General features: G+C 60.5%; 17 protein-coding genes. 6 read left to right on the forward strand and 11 right to left on the reverse strand.

Going from position 1 to position 18,874, the window contains the following annotated elements:
• The first annotated feature begins 127 nt into the window (after positions 1-127).
• Entirely contained in the window at positions 128-781 is a 654-nt protein-coding gene (locus H6M51_RS14635; RefSeq protein ID WP_185810549.1) for a TetR family transcriptional regulator C-terminal domain-containing protein, read from the forward strand.
• Here H6M51_RS14635 and H6M51_RS14640 read toward each other — a convergent pair.
• On the reverse strand, positions 771-1,712 hold the full coding sequence (locus H6M51_RS14640; RefSeq protein WP_185810550.1) for a DMT family transporter: 942 nt from the start codon (positions 1,710-1,712) through the stop codon (positions 771-773). The two genes, H6M51_RS14635 and H6M51_RS14640, sit on opposite strands and share 11 nt — an antisense overlap.
• A 139-nt stretch (positions 1,713-1,851) precedes the next feature.
• On the opposite strand from H6M51_RS14640, the gene H6M51_RS14645 reads away from it, so the two are divergent.
• Positions 1,852-2,484, forward strand: a complete 633-nt coding sequence (locus H6M51_RS14645; RefSeq protein ID WP_185810551.1) for an exopolysaccharide biosynthesis protein — start codon at positions 1,852-1,854, stop codon at positions 2,482-2,484.
• 21 nt (positions 2,485-2,505) lie between these two features.
• On the opposite strand, the gene H6M51_RS14650 is transcribed toward H6M51_RS14645, so the two are convergent.
• From H6M51_RS14650 to H6M51_RS14660, 3 genes are all read right to left on the reverse strand, one after another.
• Entirely contained in the window at positions 2,506-5,199 is a 2,694-nt protein-coding gene (locus H6M51_RS14650; protein ID WP_185810552.1) for an EAL domain-containing protein, read from the reverse strand.
• Between the two features lie 165 nt (positions 5,200-5,364).
• A complete protein-coding gene (preA, locus tag H6M51_RS14655; RefSeq protein ID WP_185810553.1) occupies positions 5,365-6,678 on the reverse strand; it encodes an NAD-dependent dihydropyrimidine dehydrogenase subunit PreA in 1,314 nt (437 codons plus the stop codon).
• A 27-nt stretch (positions 6,679-6,705) separates the two neighbouring features.
• Positions 6,706-8,067 (reverse strand): NAD(P)-dependent oxidoreductase, encoded by a 1,362-nt coding sequence (locus tag H6M51_RS14660; RefSeq protein ID WP_185810554.1) that lies wholly within the window; start codon positions 8,065-8,067, stop codon positions 6,706-6,708.
• A 286-nt stretch (positions 8,068-8,353) separates the two neighbouring features.
• Between H6M51_RS14660 and H6M51_RS14665 the strand changes: the two genes are divergently transcribed.
• Genes H6M51_RS14665 through H6M51_RS14675 form a run of 3 tightly spaced genes read left to right on the forward strand, consistent with a single transcriptional unit; the run spans position 8,354 to position 9,454 of the window.
• Complete coding sequence (locus tag H6M51_RS14665; protein WP_185810555.1) at positions 8,354-8,749, forward strand: DUF2325 domain-containing protein; 396 nt, start codon at positions 8,354-8,356, stop codon at positions 8,747-8,749.
• Positions 8,746-9,012 (forward strand): hypothetical protein, encoded by a 267-nt coding sequence (locus H6M51_RS14670; protein ID WP_185810556.1) that lies wholly within the window; start codon positions 8,746-8,748, stop codon positions 9,010-9,012. The genes H6M51_RS14665 and H6M51_RS14670 overlap by 4 nt, the downstream gene beginning before the upstream one ends.
• A gap of 46 nt (positions 9,013-9,058) precedes the next feature.
• A complete protein-coding gene (locus tag H6M51_RS14675) occupies positions 9,059-9,454 on the forward strand; it encodes a glyoxalase superfamily protein (RefSeq protein WP_185810557.1) in 396 nt (131 codons plus the stop codon).
• A 48-nt stretch (positions 9,455-9,502) separates the two neighbouring features.
• On the opposite strand, the gene H6M51_RS14680 is transcribed toward H6M51_RS14675, so the two are convergent.
• Together H6M51_RS14680 and H6M51_RS14685 are read right to left on the reverse strand one after the other, a co-directional pair.
• A complete protein-coding gene (locus tag H6M51_RS14680) occupies positions 9,503-9,868 on the reverse strand; it encodes a DUF423 domain-containing protein (protein ID WP_185810558.1) in 366 nt (121 codons plus the stop codon).
• Positions 9,869-9,872: 4 nt separating this feature from the next.
• Positions 9,873-10,262, reverse strand: a complete 390-nt coding sequence (locus tag H6M51_RS14685; protein ID WP_185810559.1) for a globin — start codon at positions 10,260-10,262, stop codon at positions 9,873-9,875.
• A 169-nt stretch (positions 10,263-10,431) separates the two neighbouring features.
• On the opposite strand from H6M51_RS14685, the gene H6M51_RS14690 reads away from it, so the two are divergent.
• On the forward strand, positions 10,432-12,054 hold the full coding sequence (locus tag H6M51_RS14690; protein ID WP_185810560.1) for an ABC-F family ATP-binding cassette domain-containing protein: 1,623 nt from the start codon (positions 10,432-10,434) through the stop codon (positions 12,052-12,054).
• Positions 12,055-12,135: 81 nt separating this feature from the next.
• Here H6M51_RS14690 and galE read toward each other — a convergent pair whose 3' ends face one another.
• The 5 genes from galE to H6M51_RS14715 form a co-directional block, all read right to left on the reverse strand.
• On the reverse strand, positions 12,136-13,125 hold the full coding sequence (gene galE / locus H6M51_RS14695) for a UDP-glucose 4-epimerase GalE (RefSeq protein ID WP_185810561.1): 990 nt from the start codon (positions 13,123-13,125) through the stop codon (positions 12,136-12,138).
• Positions 13,126-13,139: 14 nt separating this feature from the next.
• On the reverse strand, positions 13,140-14,297 hold the full coding sequence (glf, locus tag H6M51_RS14700) for a UDP-galactopyranose mutase (protein WP_185810562.1): 1,158 nt from the start codon (positions 14,295-14,297) through the stop codon (positions 13,140-13,142).
• Positions 14,298-14,409: 112 nt separating this feature from the next.
• Positions 14,410-15,663, reverse strand: coding sequence for a hypothetical protein (locus H6M51_RS14705; RefSeq protein ID WP_185810563.1), 1,254 nt, complete (start codon positions 15,661-15,663; stop codon positions 14,410-14,412).
• Positions 15,664-15,708: 45 nt separating this feature from the next.
• Positions 15,709-16,443 (reverse strand): hypothetical protein, encoded by a 735-nt coding sequence (locus tag H6M51_RS14710; RefSeq protein ID WP_185810564.1) that lies wholly within the window; start codon positions 16,441-16,443, stop codon positions 15,709-15,711.
• A gap of 133 nt (positions 16,444-16,576) precedes the next feature.
• Entirely contained in the window at positions 16,577-18,622 is a 2,046-nt protein-coding gene (locus tag H6M51_RS14715) for a tetratricopeptide repeat protein (RefSeq protein WP_185810565.1), read from the reverse strand.
• Positions 18,623-18,874: the final 252 nt, after the last annotated feature.

Raw genomic sequence — 18,874 nt, forward strand, 5'->3', positions numbered from 1 at the left:
AACTTCCAGCACGGCACTCAAGATACAATCGGCAAAAATCTGCGACAAAAAACAGGGCAGATGCACAGAATTTGATCTCCGATATTCTTGAGCGACTTCAGTGTCTTAGGCGGGGGACAACTCTAAGATGGCGATACCGAGAGCGGCACAAACCCAGAGACGGACACGCATCCAGGAGGAAAAGGAAGAGCAGATCCTCGAAGCGGCGCTCGAAGTATTTTCGCAGCGCGGCTTTCACGGCTCGACGATCGATCAGATCGCCGAGGTCGCGGGCATGTCGAAGCCCAACCTGCTCTATTATTTCCGCACCAAGGAGGCGATGCATCAGGCGCTCATCGACAGGGTGCTGGAGAACTGGCTGGAGCCGCTGCAAGCCTTCGATGCCGAGGGGGATCCGCAACAGGAAATCTGCTCCTACATTCGGCGGAAACTGGAAATGGCCCGCGACTTTCCGCGCGAAAGCCGCCTGTTTGCCAACGAGATTCTGCAGGGCGCCCCGCATATTGCCGGCGTCCTGGAGGGGCCGCTCAAGGACTTGGTCGACGAGAAGGCAGAGGTCATCAGGGCCTGGATTGCCTCGGGCAAGATCCGGACCTGCGATCCGTATCACATGATCTTCTCGATCTGGTCGACGACCCAGCATTATGCCGATTTCGACGTGCAAGTTCGTTCCGTGCTGGGACAGGAGAGGGATGACGATGACCGTTTCGAGGCTGCCGCCCGCTTTCTCGAGGGGCTTTTCGTTAACGGGCTGATTCTGAGACCGGCCGTCAGTCCCTGAGCAGTCCCATCACCAGCAGCCCTGCCGCCGTCACCAGCGCGCCGACAAAGACAGCGGGGCTCGCCCAGCCGTGACCGAGCAGACCTTCGAGCAGGATGATGAAGGTCGGTGTGAGATAGCCGTAGCCGAGGACCTTCGGGGCGGGCAGCCGCATCGAGGCATATTGCAGCAGCATAAAGGTCAGAGCCGTCGTGACGATCGAGAGATAGGCGATCGTCGCCCAGACGGTTGCGGGAAGGCTGGCAAAATCGGTGGTCGCGAGCGGCACGGCACCGGTCGGCAAAAGCCAGGGCACTGTGAAGACGATGACCCAGAAGCCGAAGGCGACCGGATTGTCGCCCTGGTTGAACTTACGGATGAGCGGCACATAGGCACCGTGGCAGACCACACCGACGAAATAGATGAGTTCGCCGGTCCCGACGTCGAAGGACAGGATCGCGTTGATATCCGCCCGGAATATGACCCAGATGGCTCCCAGGGCAGCAATCACCAGGGCTAACAGGACATCCGGCCGGGTTTTCTGGCCGACGAAAACCAGCGCAAAACCGGCGCTGATCAGCGGCATCAGCGTAAAGACGGCTCCGGTCTGCACCGGGCTCGTAAACTCCAGGGCCACGAACATGGTCAGCATGTAGATGGCGATCAGGCCGCCGAGCAGGGCGAAGCGCCAGATCCGCTGCGGAGCCTTGAAGGGGACGCGCAGGATGCCGAAGGTCAGGATCCCCATGACGACCACTGTCATCAGGTAGCGCCAAAGGGTCAGTGGGCCGGCATCGAGGTGTCGCGCTGCCATGCCGCCGAAGGAAAACGAACCGGCGATGAGGGCGGCGAAGAGGAGCATGGCCGCATGCGCCTTCAGCTTTTCCCGCCCCTTGGCATGGACGGTGTGCCGATTGACGGGTCTGTCTGCGGGTGACGCTTGCTCTGTCATGGCATGTCTTTCGGCCGGAACCGGCGTCACCGTTCGCGTGACTTGACCCGGCCGGCTTTCTCATTCATCTGCGATCCGAACGCGCAGACCGTGCGTCGCCCAGGACTATCCACCCGGCAGTTAATCGAAAGCGGACCTGATGACAACGACGATCGGCTTCAGCGATACGGACAAGAGCACAAGCGCGGTGCTGCAGGACGTGATCAACTCGATGGACGACGATCACGTCACCTTGCGCCAGATTCTCGAAAAGATGGGAGAAAGCGGCCTGCTTCTCCTCTGCGGCCTGCTTTCCCTGCCGTTCCTCGTGCCAGTCTCCATACCGGGGGTGTCGACCGTCTTCGGTGCAGGGATCGTGTTGATCGGCATTGCCGTCACTTTCAACCGTCTTCCCTGGCTGCCGGAAAAGGTGGCCGACCGCAAGCTGGAGCGTGCGCGTCTCGTTCCGGTGCTGGAGCGTGGTCTTGCGATCCTGCGCAAGGTCGATCGCTACGTCCGTCCGCGGCTTCCGGGCCTGACCGTGGGCAGTCTCGTCAACCGTGTGAACGGTCTGATCCTGACGGCCGCCGGCGTCCTCTTGATGATGCCGCTGAGCTTCATTCCGTTTTCCAATACGCTGCCGGGTGTCGCCATCCTGTTCCTGTCGACGGGCATTTCGCAGCGCGATGGTGTCGTGGTCGCGCTCGGTCACCTGATGGTGGTGCTGACCCTCATCTACTTCGGCGCACTCGCCTATTTTGCCGTTGCGGCCGGACAGAACCTGCTTGGCTGAGCTGCCCCGCGATGCAAGGCCTCAGGCCGTGCGTTGCCATCGATCGTCGCGGTTGGATCTATGCGCCCGCGCGAAGTCGACGAAGGCCTCGGGGCTCATGGGGCGCGCCAGGGCGTAGCCCTGCAGTGTGTTGCAGCCCAGGTCACGCAGGATCGCCGCGTGTTCCATCGTCTCGACGCCTTCTGCAACGATCCCAATCCCGAAAGAATGGCCGATATCGACGATCGAACTGATCAGGCGCCGCTGCGTCGGATTGGCGACGATCGGGGCAATCAACTGGCGATCGATCTTAAGCCGGCTCGGCGACAGCTTGAGGAGCGAGAGGATGGAGGCGTAGCCAGTGCCGAAATCATCGATTTCGATTGAGATGCCGCGGTCGCGAATTCGCTTCAGGCTTTCTGCAACCGCATCGGCCTTGTCGTCGAAGGAAATCGATTCCAGCAGTTCGAAGGACAGGCTGCCAGGCTTGATCGCGAGCCTGCCGAGATGGTCGAGCAGCTTGTCCTCGAACAGGCGTTGGGCGGAGATGTTGACCGACACATGCTCGATGCCGAGCCCCTCCGACTGCCAGCGGCCGAGTTCGGTCAGGGCCTGATCGAGAATGCTTGCATCGATCTGGGCAACAACGTTGAGATTTTCGGCGATTTCGAGAAAGGCGTTTGGCGCGAGAACGCCCTTTTCGGGATGGCGCCATCTCGCGAGCGCTTCCACACCATTGATCTCAAGCGTGCGCGCATCGAACTGCGGCTGGTAGTATGCAATGAATTCGCTATCTTGCAGGGAACGCAAAATGGCATCGGCCGTGGTCTTAATGTTGATCGTGCGGGCGCGAAGATGATCATTGAAGCGTTCGACCCGGTTGCGGCCACGGCGTTTGGCTTCGTAGAGGGCGATGTCCGCATTAACGAGGAGCTGGTCGGCGGTCAGCTCTGGCTCGACCCTGTCGGCGATACCGATCGATGCACCGACACGGCACTCGTGCCCGTGGTACAAGATGGGGCGGTTGACGGCTGAGATCAGGTTCAAGCCCATCGCCTCGTAGCCATCGGAAAAATTGCAACCCTGGCAGACGATGACGAATTCGTCGCCACCGATCCGCGCGACAAAATCGCATTCGCCGACCATGCCCCGCAGTTCCTGCGCGACATGGCGAAGAATGGCGTCGCCGGCACCGTGGCCGAGCGTGTCGTTGATTTCCTTGAAGCGATCCAGGTCCATGTGGAGAACAGTCAGCCTCGCGCCTGGCCGATCGGCGGCGGCCACCAGGGCTTCAAGGCGCTGGTCGAGATAGCGGCGATTGGGCAGACCTGTCAGGGCATCGTGCAGCGAGTTGAATTCCATCCGCTGCCGCGCGCTTTCCAGCTCCTCGTTGCGCCGCGCCGTTTCATGCTGGGCGTCCCTCAGGTGTTCCTGCAGCGAGACGTCTGCGCTAACATCCCAGTTAACGCCGAGAACCTTCGTTCGCCCCGTTTCATCGCGCGATGCGATGCCGACCGTGCGGATGTGACGGATCTCGTCTCCATGGCGGACGATCCGGAACTGTGTTTCATAAGGCTCGTTTTTTTCGATGGCAGTTCCCAGAGCTTGTAGGGTGTGAGGCAAATCTTCTGGGTAGACGCAGGCTTCCCAAACAGCGTAGCTGGTCTTTACATCGAGGGGTATCCCATACAGCTGGTACATGCGCTCGTCCCAGGCGAGATCGCCCGACGCGGTGTCGAGCTCCCAGATCCCAATCCTGGATGCTTCGAGCGCCAGACCGAGCCGATGCGATACCGCTGTCAATTCTTGCTCGCGTTGCCTGAGTGCCGCATAATTGCGCTGCCTCTCCCGCATCAGCCTGGCAACCCAGATGACGCTTCCGGCGATCAGCGCGGACATGGCGGTGATCATGCTGCGGATCAGCATGTCGGGGCGGCTCATCTGGTGCCAACCCTCCTTGGGCACGGCCGAAATGGACCACTGCTTGTTACCGACATTCACGCTCATGGTGACTGGGTCGTCGGCGAGGACACGATTGTCACCATAGATCAGAGTCCGGTTACCCGTCTGCCGAATGTCGTCGGTGATGGTGACGGCGAGTGGCAGATCTGGTGCTCGAAGGCCGCTGTCTTCATAGATCCTGGCGACATCGACAACACCCGCCAGGCCGCCCCAAAAAACCTGCTTGCCCTCGTCAGTGGTCACATTCACCGGCAAGGTTACGATGAGGCCCATATCGCCATTTTTGATTGGCAACGGGCCGCTGATGACCGTCTGGCCCTCTTCGCGCAACTGGCGCGCCTTCTCCTCGCCATTCGGCGGCGGAAGAACCCCTTGGCCGATCAAGTTTTTGTTGTCTTCGTACGGGTGCACGAAACTCATGGTGAGGTTGGGCGCGGCGGCGACGTTTCCGATCTGGGACGGTATCGACAGGAGGCTGGATGCCAGCGCATCGAAACGCTTCTGGGTCAAGGAGGGCTCGTTGGCAATCACCGCCGCCATGCCCTGTAGAAGCTTTATGTTTGCGTTGATTTCGGCTTCAAGCCTGGCGCGGATGAGCCCCAGGTCTTCTTCAACCGCATTTCGTGCCGCCTCGCGGCTCAAACGCTGCTGCTGAAGGTCCGCATACAGGCCAGAGATGGCGACGCCGACCAGGAAGATGGCGCTGGGAACGAGGATCTGCAGGCGCGAACGCAGGTTCGAGCCATTCTCCGTGCTTTTGTTCTTGATCGCCATGGTCTCCTCGCCCGGCTGGCCGACCTGACGAAAGCGGCCGGGCTGGGCGGCCGCAAGGGTGGAGTATAGCGCTAAATAAATTCTGAAGGGGCGAAAGAAAGTGGGGATTTTTGTTGCGGCAAACAGAATCCGGCCCGCGTGCGGGCCGGAGTTGCTTGATCGAGACTATTCCGCGGCCTGAACAGCCATCGGATTGTTCGGATGGGTCGTCCAGTTGGCGTAGTTGGGGTCGACCGGCTTGCCGGTGCGCTGGTCGATCGTGCCAGGTTCAAGGCCGACCATGGTGATGCAGTTCTCGACCGGACAGACGTTGACGCAGAGATTGCAGCCGACGCATTCGTCTTCCATCACCTCGAACTTCCTGACGCCATCGACGATGCTGGTGATCGCCTGGTGCGAGGTGTCCTCGCAGGCGATGTGGCAGCGACCGCACTTGATGCAGGCATCCTGATCGATATGGGCCTTGGCCACATAGTTGAGGTTCAGGTACTTCCAGTCGGTGACATTCGGGACAGCGCGGCCACAGATGTCGTCTAGGCTCTGATGGCCCTTGGCATCCATCCAGTTGTTAAGGCCGGTGATCATTTCCTGGACGATCTTGAAGCCATAGGTCATGGCCGCCGTGCAGACCTGCACGTTGCCCGCACCGAGTGCCAGGAATTCGGCTGCATCCCGCCAGGTGGTGACACCGCCGATGCCGGAGATCGGCAGGCCATAGGTTTCCGGATCGCGGGCGATTTCGGAGACCATGTTCAGCGCGATCGGCTTGACCGCCGGGCCGCAATAGCCGCCATGGCTGCCTTTGCCGCCAATGCTGGGGTTCGGCGAGAAGTTGTCGAGATCGACCGAAACGATAGAGTTGATCGTGTTGATCAGCGATACGGCATCGGTGCCGCCGCGCTTGGCGGCGCGGGCCGGGTTGCGGATGTCGGTGATGTTGGGTGTCAGCTTGGTGATGACCGGCATGCGGGTGTATTGCTTGCACCAGCGCACGACCATCTCGATGTATTCCGGCACCTGACCGACGGCAGACCCCATGCCACGTTCGGACATGCCGTGCGGACAGCCGAAGTTGAGCTCGATGCCATCAGCGCCGGTTTCTTCGACCAGCGGCAGGATCGCCTTCCACTCTTCCTCGACGCAAGGCACCATGATCGAGGCGACGAGCGCGCGATCCGGCCAGTTCTTCTTGACCATCTTCATCTCCTGCAGGTTCACCTGCAGGGGACGGTCGGTGATCAGTTCGATGTTGTTGAGGCCAAGGAGCCTGCGGTCTGCGCCCCAGATTGCGCCATAGCGCGGGCCGTTGACGTTGACGACCGGCGGGCCTTCCGAGCCCAACGTCTTCCAGACGACGCCGCCCCAGCCCGCCTTGAAGGCGCGCTCGACGTTGTAGGCCTTGTCGGTCGGCGGGGCAGATGCCAGCCAGAAGGGGTTTGGCGACTTGATGCCGACGAAGTTGTTGCGAAGATCAGCCATTGTTCAAATCCTCTCGAAGCGGGTGCGTCATGCGACTGCGGTCACGCCCGCCGTTGAAACGGCGAGAGAGCGGTTGATGCTTTCGGCCGCGTCACGGCCCATGGCGACGGCGGAGACCGTCAGGTCCTGGCCTCCGAAGGCGCAGTCGCCGCCGGCCCAGACACCCGGGATCGAGGTGCGACCTTCGGCGTCGATGGCGATCTTGCCGCCTTCGAGCTTCAGACCATCCAGACCCTGGCCGTCGAGCTTCTGGCCAATCGCGACCAGGATCTGGTCCGCCTTGATCTCGGTCGTGTGGCCGGTGCCCTTCATCAGGCCGTTTTCGAGGTGGGTGTATTCGAAGGTGATCGCAGAGCAGTGCCCGCCATGATGGGCCACTTCCTTCGGCTGCAGCCAATGGCGGATGTGAACACCCTTCGAGGTCGCGAGATCCTGCTCGAACTCGGAGGCGTTCATGTGTTCCTTGCCGCGGCGGTAGCAGATGGTGACGTTTTCCGCGCCGAGAAGCTTGGCCTGGACTGCCGCATCGATCGCAGTCATGCCGCCGCCGATGACGACAACGTCTCGGCCGACCGGAACGTCTGCCTTGCTGTCGGCCTGACGTAGATTGGCGATGAATTCGACCGCGTCGACGACACCGTTGATCTTGGCGCCCGGGATGTTCAGCCCGTTGACGTTGCCGAGGCCGGCACCGATGAAGACGGCGTCATGCTTGGCCTGGAGTTCGGCGAGGGTGAAATCACGCCCCATCATCTGGCCGTCGAGAACATCGATGTTGCCGAGCGACAGGATGTAGTCGACTTCCTTCTGGGCGAAATCGTTCGGCGTCTTGTAGGCGGCGATGCCGTATTCGTTGAGGCCGCCGGCCTTTTCGCGGGCTTCGTAGACGGTAACCCGGTGGCCGTGCATGGCCAGCCGATGGGCGGCCGCAAGACCTGCCGGGCCTGCGCCGATGATGCCCACCGTGCGACCGGTCGAGGCGGCCGGACGGTAGAACTGGCGGCCTTCCTCGATGGCAATGTCGGTGGCGTAACGTTGCAGGCGCCCGATTTCGACAGGGCGCTCTTCCGCCGTGTTGCGCACGCAGGCCTCTTCGCAGAGCGTTTCAGTCGGACAGACGCGGGCGCACATGCCGCCGAGAATGTTCTGGTCGAAGATGGTCTTTGCCGCGCCGATCGGATTGCCAGTCGATATCTGCCGGATGAACATCGGGATATCGATGGCGGTGGGACAGGCCGTCATGCAGGGCGCGTCGTGACAGAAGTAACATCTGTCGGACGCAACGAGTGCCTCGTGGTCGCCAAGGCGGGGATGCAGGTCTGAGAAATTCTTTGCATAATCGGCAGCGTCAAGCCGCCCGGCCTTGAGGCCCGGTTCCAGTCTTCGCATCGCAGTTCCCTCTTTTGTATTCGAAGCGATGCGGGGAAGCGTAACTCAGGATCAAACTTTTATCAAACGGTAAAAATTTGGATTTTGTGCCTCAGATGCCCTGAGAATCCGAGAAAGTTGACCCTTGCCGAACCCAAGACGGCGATCGTTGGGCGCCGGTTTGCGGCGCCAGAAAACATGACTTAAATCTTCAACTATATACTTTACTCCTTTTGTCATGTTTTGTATGCCTTTCTGGACGGGCGCAGTTGAGCAGCCTCAGGACGGATTCGGGAGTGATCACAGCATGGCGAAGAAAAAAAAGCAGGCGTCGCGACAGTTAGCCGGCGAAAGTTCGCAGCGGGATAACGTACTGAAATCCAACGCAGAAGTTCGCAGTTTTCTGTATGTCGGTGGCCGCGACTGCCAGGTTGCGCATCTCAGACAGATCGCCAGCAATTTTGGTGCGGAACTAATCCACCATGATGGGGGTTTACGTGAAGCGGTATCGCGTATCGACACGGTGCTTCCCTCCGTCGACTGCGTTTTCTGCCCAATCGACTGTATCAGCCACGATGCGTGCCTGCGCGTGAAGAGCGGTTGTAAGAAGTTTGGAAAGACCTTCATTCCGCTGCGAAACGGCTCGAAATCCAGTCTCGAGCGCGCATTGCAGACACTGAATGAAAGGAATTCGGACGGATGAGCAGAGACGGTTTCGAAAAGGGTGGCATTGGCTCGTTCCACGAGCTTGCACGTCAGCGCGGCGAGGGGCTTCTGCCCGAGCTTGCCGAGGCCATGTTGCAACGCTCGCTGGAGAGTGAAGTGACGAGTTGCAATATCATCACTTTGCCGGGCTTGCACGAACGCAAATCCGCCACCATGTACTACGCAGTCAACCGGGCCCCCGCCCTTGTCATAGACTTTCCCGCTCCGAGATGGCAGCGGAACGCCAACGCCAGATCGTAGACGTTTCGCAATAAAGTCTCATGCGGGAAGCAGAGGAACTTTCCGCATGAACGCCCAGCAACCCTTTGCGACAACGATCCTCAACGCAGTGCCGATCCTCCCCTCGCTGGATTTCACCGAAACCCGCAATTTCTACGTCGATGCCCTAGGCTTCGAAGACGTCGGTTATGATGGGCTGGACTATCTTGTTGTCCGGCGCGGCGGCATGGAGCTGCATTTCTGGCTCAGTGACGACCCGGTCCAGTGCCAGAACAGTTCCGTGTTTTTCCGTGCCACGGCGCCGGCGGAGATCTATCGTGATTTCTGCAGCCGCGGCATCGAAGCCATCCGTCCGGCCGATGATGCTGGCGAGTGCGGTGGCGGCGTTCGCTTCCATATCCGAGACCCCCACGGAAATCTGCTGATGTTCGGCGGTGCCGGTCAACCGACTGTTGCTCACTGACATCAATATCAAGGCTTTGCCGCGTCGGGTTGCTGCTCCTGTGGAGCTTCAATCCGGTCGCGGCATGATTGCGCCTGCCGCCACGGTCAGCCAGGAAGCGATCAGTGTCAGGCCGCCTGTCGGCGCCGCCATGGGGAACAGGCCGGATCCCAGGAAGTGACGGGCGACCAGATCGCCAGCAAACAGGGCCGTACCGATCGTCATGCCGAGGGCAGCGAGCGTCGAGAAGCGAAGACGGCCTGCGGCAAGCGACAGGGCGATCAGAGCCGGCGCATGGGCGAGGCAGATCGTCGAGGCCGGGCGCAAGAGGGCTTCGCCGCCGGCATGGCTGGCCGCTGCCGCAAGGCCCACACCGGCTGCGCCAATCAAGCCCGCTGCCAGGGCCGCCCAGCGATTGGATGCCATCCCGGCCATCGGCTTACTCCTTGTTCTGCATGTGAAAGGCGAGCTTTTCGATCGGCGGCCAGATGATCTCCCGCAGTTTCGGATGCTCGACCGTTTCGTCCAGTGCGCGACGGAAGCACAAAAGCCATTCGTCGCGCTCGAGCGGCCCGATCTCGGCGACGAAATGGCGCCGCCGCAGCATTGGATGGCCGCGTTTCTGCATGTAGATCGGCGGTCCGCCAAGATAGCCGGTCAGGTACTCGTAGAATTTCTCCTCGCTGCCCGAGAGATCCGGCGGATGCACGGCCCGGCAATGGGCAGCCTCCGGCAGCGTATCCATCAGTTCGTAAAAGCGTCGCGTCAGCGCCTTGACGGTCGGATCGCCGCCAATCGCTTCGTAAAGGGTAATGGTCTCGTCGCTCATGCTGTCGTCCTCGAATGAGGTCTTTTCGCCCTTCCGAAGCCGCATGGCAACCGGCGAGCCGTGCCCGTGGCAATCGAGCGCAGCAACGATGCCGCTGTGCAACAAAAGCAGAGGACAGCTGGGTCTCGACATGCCATAAGGGCGCCGAATTCCAGCAGGCGCCTTGTCCATGATCCGTATCGAAAACATCTCCAAGCAGCTCAGCCACCGCATCCTCTTCATCGAGGCTTCGGCCGCCCTCAACCGTGGCGAAAAGATCGGGCTCGTCGGCCCGAATGGTGCGGGCAAGACCTCGCTCTTCCGGATGATCATCGGCCACGAGCAGCCGGACGAGGGGCAGGTCTCCGTCGATAAGGGTGTGACGATCGGTTATTTCAGCCAGGATGTCGGCGAGATGTCCGGCCGCTCGGCCGTGGCGGAGGTGATGGACGGGGCAGGGCCGGTGAGCGAGGTTGCCGCGGAGCTGCGCGAGCTGGAAGCCGCCATGGTCGATCCGGATCGCATGGACGAGATGGACGCGATCATCGAGCGCTATGGTGAGGTGCAGGCGCGCTACGAGGAGCTCGACGGCTACGGCCTGGAGGGGAGGGCGCGCGAGGTTCTGGCCGGTCTCTCCTTCTCGGAAGCCATGATGGATGGCGATGTCGGTGCTCTCTCGGGTGGCTGGAAGATGCGCGTGGCGCTCGCCCGCATCCTGCTGATGCGCCCTGACGTGATGCTGCTCGACGAACCCTCGAACCATCTCGATCTGGAAAGCCTGATCTGGCTCGAGCAGTTCCTTAAAGGTTATGACGGCGCGCTCTTGATGACCTCGCATGACCGCGAGTTCATGAACCGTATCGTCACCAAGATCATCGAGATCGATGCCGGCCAGCTCAATAGCTACACCGGCGACTACGAATTCTACGAGGGCCAGCGGGCACAGAACGAGAAGCAGCAGCAGGCGCAGTTCGAGCGCCAGCAGGCGATGCTGGCCAAGGAGATCAAGTTCATCGAGCGCTTCAAGGCGCGGGCATCCCACGCTTCGCAGGTGCAGAGCCGGGTGAAGAAGCTGGAAAAGATCGACCGCGTCGAGCCGCCGAAGCGCCGCCAGGTCGTGGCCTTCGAATTCCAACCGGCGCCGCGCTCGGGCGAAGATGTCGTCAGCGTCAAGGGCGTCTCCAAGCGCTATGGCGACAAGGTGATCTATGACGGCTTCGACTTCATGGTCCGCCGCAAGGAGCGCTGGTGCATCATGGGCATCAACGGCGCCGGCAAGTCGACACTCCTGAAGCTGGTCGCCGGCGATTCGAAGCCGGACGAAGGCACGGTGTCGATCGGTGCCAGCGTCAAGATGGGCTATTTCGCCCAGCATGCGATGGACGTGCTCGATGGCGACATGACGATCTTCGAGATGCTGGAAACGAGTTTCCCCCGCGCCGGTCAGGCGCCGCTTCGGGCGCTCGCCGGCTGCTTCGGCTTTTCCGGCGATGACATCGACAAGCGCGTGCGGGTGCTTTCGGGCGGTGAAAAGGCGCGTCTCGTCATGGCGATGATGCTGTTCGACCCGCCGAACCTGCTCGTTCTCGACGAGCCGACCAACCACCTCGACCTCGACACCAAGGAAATGCTGATCAAGGCTTTGTCGCAGTTCGAAGGCACGATGCTTTTCGTCAGCCACGATCGCCATTTCCTCGCGGCACTTTCCAATCGGGTGCTCGAACTGACGCCCGAAGGCGTCTTCCAGTATGGCGGCGGCTACACGGAATATGTCGAGCGCACGGGTCACGAGGCGCCGGGGCTCAGGAGCTAAACGTCTCTCATCCATGAAGCGAAAAGCCCGAGGATCGGCAGCGATCCTCGGGCTTTTTTGATGGTCGGGTTGAGGTCGACCTCAGGCCGAATGGCCGTTGAAGCTGGAATGCCATTTCCAGGCCGTACGGATGATGTCGTCGATTCCCAGCTTAGGGTCCCAGCCCAGCACCTCGCGGGCGAGTGCATTGCTGGCGACGAGGCCGGGCGGATCGCCTGGGCGCCGTTCGGTGCGCTTGACCGGCATGGGTCGGCCGGAGACTCTTTCGATGGCCGAGATCAGCTCCTTGACGGTCGTGCCGTTGCCGGTGCCGAGGTTGATGGCGATCGTCTCGCCCCCCTGAAGCAGATAATCGACCGCCCTCACATGCGCATCGGCAAGGTCGTTGACGTGGATATAGTCGCGGATGCAGGTGCCGTCGCGGGTGTCATAGTCCTCGCCGAAGATCGAGAAGAACTCACGGCGCCCGAGTGCCGTTTCGATGGCGAGCGGAATGGCGTGAGTCTCGGGTGAGTGCCACTCGCCGATCCGGCCTTCGAAGTCGGCTCCGGCGGCGTTGAAATAGCGCAGCATGACGGAGCGCATGCGGCCGCAGAGGTTCAGGTCACCCAGCGCCTGTTCGACGATATGCTTGGTGCGGCCATAAGGGTTGATCGGCTTCTGGCCATGCTTCTCGTCGAGCGGCAGATATTCGGGCGCACCATAAGTGGCGCAGGTCGAGGAGAAGACGAAGTTGCGGATGTCGGCATCGCTCAGGCACTGAAGGAGGCTGAGCGTACCCGAGACGTTGACGTCGTAGAAGTGTTCCGGCTCTTTGAAGGACTGGCCGACCTCGATCAGACCGGCGAAATGCATCGCTGCCTTCGGTTGGTATTTGGCCAGCACTTCCTTCAGCCGCGCCTTGTCCCGGATATCACCCTGTTCGGCCGGGCCCCATTTGACGAATTCCGGATGGCCCGAGGTGAAGTTGTCGTAGACGACAGGCAGATAACCGCGCTCGGAAAGGGCAAGGCAAGTGTGCGAGCCGATATAGCCGGCGCCGCCGACGACGAGGATGGGTGTGGCAGTCATGAAAGCTTCCCTGGTCAGAGCGGTGCATGAACGAAGGCCGGCATCGCTGCCTGCTCCTTCGACTTTGCAAGGAAGAGGCGGGCGGTGTCGAGGGCCTCGCGGATCGTCACGTCCATGTCGAGGTAACGATAGGTCGCCAGGCGCCCGACAAAGGTAACGGATTTTTCCTGGTTTGCGCGGGCGACGTAGTCGGCGAGCTGTGCCTTCTCCTCGACAAGACGGATCGGGTAGTAGGGAATGTCATCCTCGCCACAGGCGCGGGAGAATTCCCGGTAGCAGACCGAACCTTCGTGGCTTTCCCAGGGCGAGAAATGCTTGTGTTCGGTGATGCGGGTATAGGGCACGGATGCGTCGCCATAGTTCATGACAGCACAGCCCTGGTAATCGCCCTGATAGGTAAAGCGCTCGAAATCCAGCGTACGATAGCCGAGGCGACCGAATTCATAGCCGAAATAGCCGTCGAGCGGGCCGGAATAGAAGAGATGGGCATAGTCATGGGGTGCCTGCGGGTCAAAGCGCTCGCCGAGCGTCACCTTGATCTTCGGATGATCGAATATCTTCTCGATCATGTCGGTATAGCCGTTTTCCGGCATGCCCTGGAACTTGTGGAAGAAGTAGTTGTCGTCGTAGTTGAAGCGCACGGGCAGCCGCTTCAGGATCGAGGCGGGCAGTTCGGTCGGCGAGCATCCCCACTGCTTCTCGGTATAACCCTTGAAGAAGGCTTCGTAGAGGTCGCGACCGACGAAGCGGAGCGCCTGTTCCTCGAAGGTTTGCGGATCGGTGATGGTCTTGTCGGCCTGTTCTTCGATGAAGGCTCGCGCCTCGTCGGGACGGAAGGTCTTGCCGAAGAACTGGTTGATCGTGTGCAGGTTGACCGGCAGGGAATAGACCTGCCCCTGGCTCGTTGTCTTCACCCGGTTCTTGTAGGGCAGGAAGGTTTGGTAGCTGTTGACGTAGTCCCAGACTTCCGCGTCGTCCGTGTGGAAGATGTGCGGGCCGTAGATATGGACCATCACGCCGGTTTCGGCGTCGCGCTCGGTGTGGCAGTTACCGCCGATGTGCGAACGGGCGTCGAAGACCTCGACCTCAAAGCCCGCTTCCGCCAGTTCGCGCGCAATGACAGCGCCCGAGAGGCCCGCGCCGACGATCCCGATTTTCTGACCCTGTGCCATAGGTGGATGCTCCTCGATTGCAGGGGCGGGCGTGGTTCCAGCCAAAGGCCTGCCGCGTCTCGCCGAATTGAAGAAAGATCGGCGGTTTCCCGCCGACCGTTTCGTGATGTCCCTAGAGTGCCAGCTTTTCCCGCATCAGGGCATCATAGGCCGTGATGAGCCTGTTGACGTCGACGCCCTTTTCCTGCGGACCAAAGCTCAAATGGCTGACCGTGAAGTCCGAATAGATGGCGGTGGGACGTTCCAGGAAGGTCGGGAGATCGACTGTCAGCATCTTCTCATCGTCGCCTCTGGCCAGGGCCATGTGCTGGAGATCACGGCCGAGCCACGCGATGAAGTTGATCGACTGTCTCTCCTGCCAATCAACGACCTTGGCCGGCAGAGGGAACTCCTTCTTCGGTGCCGCCAGGAAGAAGTCGTGCAGGTTATTTGCCTTGCTCGGATCCGTCCAGAGGGTGCCGCCAAAGCCGCCTGGCGGTCGTTCGAAGTGGCCGAGCGAGAGCGGAAGGGCGCCCGAGACCTGCTGGAAGTAGGCGCAGACCCCGTTATTGACGACATTCGCCGAGGTGACGAAGTAATGCGGATTCTTGCGGCGATGGTCGATAAAGCCGGCAAGACCATCGAGATCCATGTAGACGATATCGTCGTCGCATTTCAGGAAGAGGGCATCGACGAAGTCGGGCAGGCGCTTTGCATAATACTGGTAGCACTGGAAATAGGGCATCTGATCCCCGGGATTGCCGATGTAGCGCCGCACCGGTGCGACGACATCGGTCAGTTCCAGAGTTCCGCCCCAGCCGCCGCGGACCATGACATCGGCGCCAGCAGAAAGCGTGATATCCGGCCAGCGTCCAACCGTTATCCCATTCACCATCAGATCCGGAATCCCGGAGCTGTCGATATTGAGCACCACATCGTTGACGCGGCCGGAAGAGAGGACCCCCGGTGTCGAGCGTACCCAGCTTGCCGGAGCCTGGGTACGGTCAAAGTCCTTCAGCATGGCTCGCGGTAGCTTTCGCAACACGGACTGCTGATTGTTCCAGCCGCCGACAACGATCTCTATGACATGGTCCGGATCGTCCTTCGGCAGCAGGGCGATATGGAGATCATTGGTGATCAGCGCGTCCATCCGCAGGGCTGCCTTGTGGCTAACCGCGCCGCGATGCTGGTAGCCGACATTGTCCCCCATGTAGCGCACGGGGCCGAATTCGCGCGTGACCCAGTCATGGTCATCTGCTGAACGGGTGAAGTCCCAGATGTGCCATTCATCTATCAGCCCGTCGGCCATCGCCCGACGCACATAACTGTTCAGGATCTGCATGCGGGCTTCTCGGCCGGCAAAAGTAACGAGAATGACGGGTGCCATGAATTCCTCTGGGCGATCAGCGGCGATGGAAGGACTGGTGCGGAATCAAAGGCGCTTCAGCGCACCGATACCGAGGAAGTTGCCGGAGACGGAGGGATACTGCTGGGTGAATTCCCAGGCGAAGAAGTCCGACTCCGCCTGTTTCACATAGCTCCAGAATACGGAGGTACCGGGGCAGGCCTGGGACGCCACATCATGATGAACAATGATCTTGGCCGTCTTGCGAACAAGGAGGTGGTCGAACATCACGCCCTGCAGCGAATGGTCCCCGTCGATGAAGACCATCTCGGGCTTCAGCATCGACATGTAGTCGATCACTTCCTGCGAGGTCGAGAAGTTCTTGATGTAGTGGACCGGCGTGGATGAAATCTCGATGTATTTCCGGACGAAGGGCGTTGGTTCGATCGGATCGATGGCCAGCGAAAACTCGAGAGGCGCGCCGATCTTCTTCAGCCATTCGTTGACGAGGATGAATGTGCCGCCCCAGCGGCAACCGATCTCGGAGAAGGTGCGGATTTCGCGGGCATTGTGGGCGAGCCAGACCAAGTAGCGGGACAGCTGCGACGGATACTGCCACAGATGCAGGCCCTTGCCGAAATAAGGCGAAAGCTCGGCCGGTTGCTGCTCCAGGTATTCGTTGTTCAGACCGAGGCTCGGGATGAATTCCGTTTCGAGGAACTGCGTGTCGTAGCAGCGCGCGATCGGCAGTGCCTTGATCTTCGAGATCGTGTTCTCAACTTCGCCGACAAGCGTTTCGTAGTGCTGATATTTTTCCTGCATATTCCCTATACCCCTAAGATGTCAGCACCATGCGGCTGCGCGAAAATTTGTGAGTGAGAGCGTTGCATCCCTTGGACGGGACGCAACCGGTTCAATTGTGAAGATGGCGGGCGGCGCGTGAGGCCGCCCAAGCTCAGGCCCTGTCTTTCGACCAGAGGCGCGTGTCGATCGGGACGGGATGGAATGCATCCCAGGCCGCGATCTTGTCGCTGTAGCGTTTGCGATAGGTGGCCTCGTCCTCGAATTCCACCTCGGCCACCATGACTTCCGAGCCGATCTCGTAATACATGTCCATGTTCGAGAGATCCGGGGTTGGTGTTTCGCCACGCTCGCGTTCGCCCTGCATCTGCCAATAGAGCTCTTCCAGTCGGCGGACGAGGCGCGGGATGTCGCGCAGCGCACAGGTGTCGCGCTGGGCCTGGAGCGAGGCACGAATTCGGGCGAGTTCCGTCTTGTCCTTCGCCAGAGCCACGGCCTTGCGAACGTAGTCGTCGGGCGTTGCGCAGATCAGCTCGGGAATGCCGGCTGATTTGACGATGCTGCTGCAGAAGCGAGAGGCAAAGCTCTTGCCCGGAACGGTCAGAACCGGCAGGCCCATGGTGATGGCGTCGGAGGCCGTCGAATGGGCGCCATAGGGGAAGGTGTCGAGGAAGAGATCGGCGATCGCAATCCGGGCCAGGTGGTTTGGATTGGGCGCCTTGGACGCGAAGTAGATGCGGGCCGGATCGACCCCGGCGGAGGCTGCGAGATCCCGCAGGCGCTGATTGACCGCGTCCGAACCGCCAAGCAGCCATAGAATGCTGCCCGGGGTGGCGGTCAGGATCGCCATCCAGCGGGCGAAGACGGGAGCTGTGATCTTCTGCATCCCATTGAAGCACGCGAAGACAAAGGCGTCTTCCGGAAGCCCGGCTTCTGCGCGTGTCGGGCGGGCGGCGATCACACGCTTGCGGTCGACCGGCTGGTTGCAGGGGATGTAAAGAACCTTCTCGGTGTAGTAGAGTTCGTTGCCCGGCGGGATGATCTGCTCATCCGCGATGATGTACTGATGCACCGGACTTGCCATCGTCCCTGGATAACCACAGAAGTTTACGATCACCGGGGCAGGGCGGTAGGAGAAGATCTTCGTGCGGGCCAGCTTGGTGTAGCCGTTGACGTCGATCAGGATGTCGATCTCGTCGGCCATGATCTGCCGCGCTGCGTCAAGATCAGACATAGCGGTGATGTCACGCCAGACATCGATGACGGCCTTCATCCGGGTCTGCGTCGCATCGTTGGTGCGCGGCTCGCCGATGTAATAGGCATAGACCTCAACGGACGACTTGTCGTGCAGTTCAAGTACCTCGCTCAGCGCGAAGCCGACGGCGTGGTCGCGCAGGTCGGAAGAGACATAGCCGATTCGCAGACGCTGACCGGTTCCAACCTTCTTGCGAGGTGCGGGCTTGTTCAGATGCGCGGGGTCTGGACGCCCGGCGAGCATCTTGAAGTAGCGATAGGCCTTGGCCATCTGGTAAATCGGGTCGTCGGCATAACAGGCGAGCGGCAGAGGCGAGATCGAATCGAGCATCTGGCGACGCGTGACATATTCCGACGACTGCACCACCGGCCATTTGCACTGGTGCTGCCGCACCGAAATCCAGTGCTGACCTGCCTCAGGCTTGTCGGGCCGCAACTCGATCGCCTGCCAGAGTGCCGTCTCGGCATCTTCGTAAAGCCCGGCACCCTCCATCACGCGGCCGATATGCTGAAGGGCCATGAGGCGATGCACGGACTTGTCAGGCGTGATCTCGGCCGTCGCATCGACATAGCTGCGCCATTGCTGGATTGCCAGAGCACCAAGTCCGGCATCCTCATAATTGCGGCCAAGGTTGATATGGGCCTGCCCCATCATCGGCGACGCCTTGAGAGCGGCTCTGAGGGCGTTCACGGCACCTGCCGTATCGCCGAGCTGCTTCAAGGTGACGGAGTAATTGAACAAGGCGAGATGAAGCACCGGGCTCTGCTCGTTAAAGGCTGTCCAAACCTTATACAGTTCTGCAGAGTAGGATAACTGACCGGCAGCTCCCCATTGCTCTGCGAGCTTGAGTACTTCCAGGAGGGAGAGCTTCTGGCGCCGCGCGTCATCCAGTGCGGTTGCGAGCTGAGCGGTCTGCTCCGGGGCGAATGCTGTATGTATCACCATCGACATCACATCTGTTGCTGGCCGTAAAAGCCAAGTTTCGTTCCCGCACAACGGCGTCGGAAATACTCCTAGTTGGCCTAGCTTGCTTTGGGCTTGCGTACTGATGGTGGGATGGGCGTGCCCGATTGGCGCAACATGCTTGCCTGGATTGCGGTTCCCAAGAACAGTCTCAAACGATACTCAATAATAAAAAAGCATCTTCCATTTTCATGCTTTTCCGTTAATACAAAATTAGAGAGTGAGCCCTAATCA

The sequence above is a fragment of the Rhizobium sp. AQ_MP genome, assembly GCF_014237835.1.
GTDB lineage: Bacteria > Pseudomonadota > Alphaproteobacteria > Rhizobiales > Rhizobiaceae > Allorhizobium.

What these genes read in the sequence shown, in the direction of transcription:
- H6M51_RS14635 (WP_185810549.1), top strand. Translation starts at nt 128, where the DNA reads ATGGCGATACCGAGAGCGGCACAAACCCAGAGACGGACACGCATCCAG.
- H6M51_RS14640 (WP_185810550.1), bottom strand. Translation starts at nt 1,712, where the DNA reads ATGACAGAGCAAGCGTCACCCGCAGACAGACCCGTCAATCGGCACACC.
- H6M51_RS14645 (WP_185810551.1), top strand. Translation starts at nt 1,852, where the DNA reads ATGACAACGACGATCGGCTTCAGCGATACGGACAAGAGCACAAGCGCG.
- H6M51_RS14650 (WP_185810552.1), bottom strand. Translation starts at nt 5,199, where the DNA reads ATGGCGATCAAGAACAAAAGCACGGAGAATGGCTCGAACCTGCGTTCG.
- preA (WP_185810553.1), bottom strand. Translation starts at nt 6,678, where the DNA reads ATGGCTGATCTTCGCAACAACTTCGTCGGCATCAAGTCGCCAAACCCC.
- H6M51_RS14660 (WP_185810554.1), bottom strand. Translation starts at nt 8,067, where the DNA reads ATGCGAAGACTGGAACCGGGCCTCAAGGCCGGGCGGCTTGACGCTGCC.
- H6M51_RS14665 (WP_185810555.1), top strand. Translation starts at nt 8,354, where the DNA reads ATGGCGAAGAAAAAAAAGCAGGCGTCGCGACAGTTAGCCGGCGAAAGT.
- H6M51_RS14670 (WP_185810556.1), top strand. Translation starts at nt 8,746, where the DNA reads ATGAGCAGAGACGGTTTCGAAAAGGGTGGCATTGGCTCGTTCCACGAG.
- H6M51_RS14675 (WP_185810557.1), top strand. Translation starts at nt 9,059, where the DNA reads ATGAACGCCCAGCAACCCTTTGCGACAACGATCCTCAACGCAGTGCCG.
- H6M51_RS14680 (WP_185810558.1), bottom strand. Translation starts at nt 9,868, where the DNA reads ATGGCCGGGATGGCATCCAATCGCTGGGCGGCCCTGGCAGCGGGCTTG.
- H6M51_RS14685 (WP_185810559.1), bottom strand. Translation starts at nt 10,262, where the DNA reads ATGAGCGACGAGACCATTACCCTTTACGAAGCGATTGGCGGCGATCCG.
- H6M51_RS14690 (WP_185810560.1), top strand. Translation starts at nt 10,432, where the DNA reads ATGATCCGTATCGAAAACATCTCCAAGCAGCTCAGCCACCGCATCCTC.
- galE (WP_185810561.1), bottom strand. Translation starts at nt 13,125, where the DNA reads ATGACTGCCACACCCATCCTCGTCGTCGGCGGCGCCGGCTATATCGGC.
- glf (WP_185810562.1), bottom strand. Translation starts at nt 14,297, where the DNA reads ATGGCACAGGGTCAGAAAATCGGGATCGTCGGCGCGGGCCTCTCGGGC.
- H6M51_RS14705 (WP_185810563.1), bottom strand. Translation starts at nt 15,663, where the DNA reads ATGGCACCCGTCATTCTCGTTACTTTTGCCGGCCGAGAAGCCCGCATG.
- H6M51_RS14710 (WP_185810564.1), bottom strand. Translation starts at nt 16,443, where the DNA reads ATGCAGGAAAAATATCAGCACTACGAAACGCTTGTCGGCGAAGTTGAG.
- H6M51_RS14715 (WP_185810565.1), bottom strand. Translation starts at nt 18,622, where the DNA reads ATGGTGATACATACAGCATTCGCCCCGGAGCAGACCGCTCAGCTCGCA.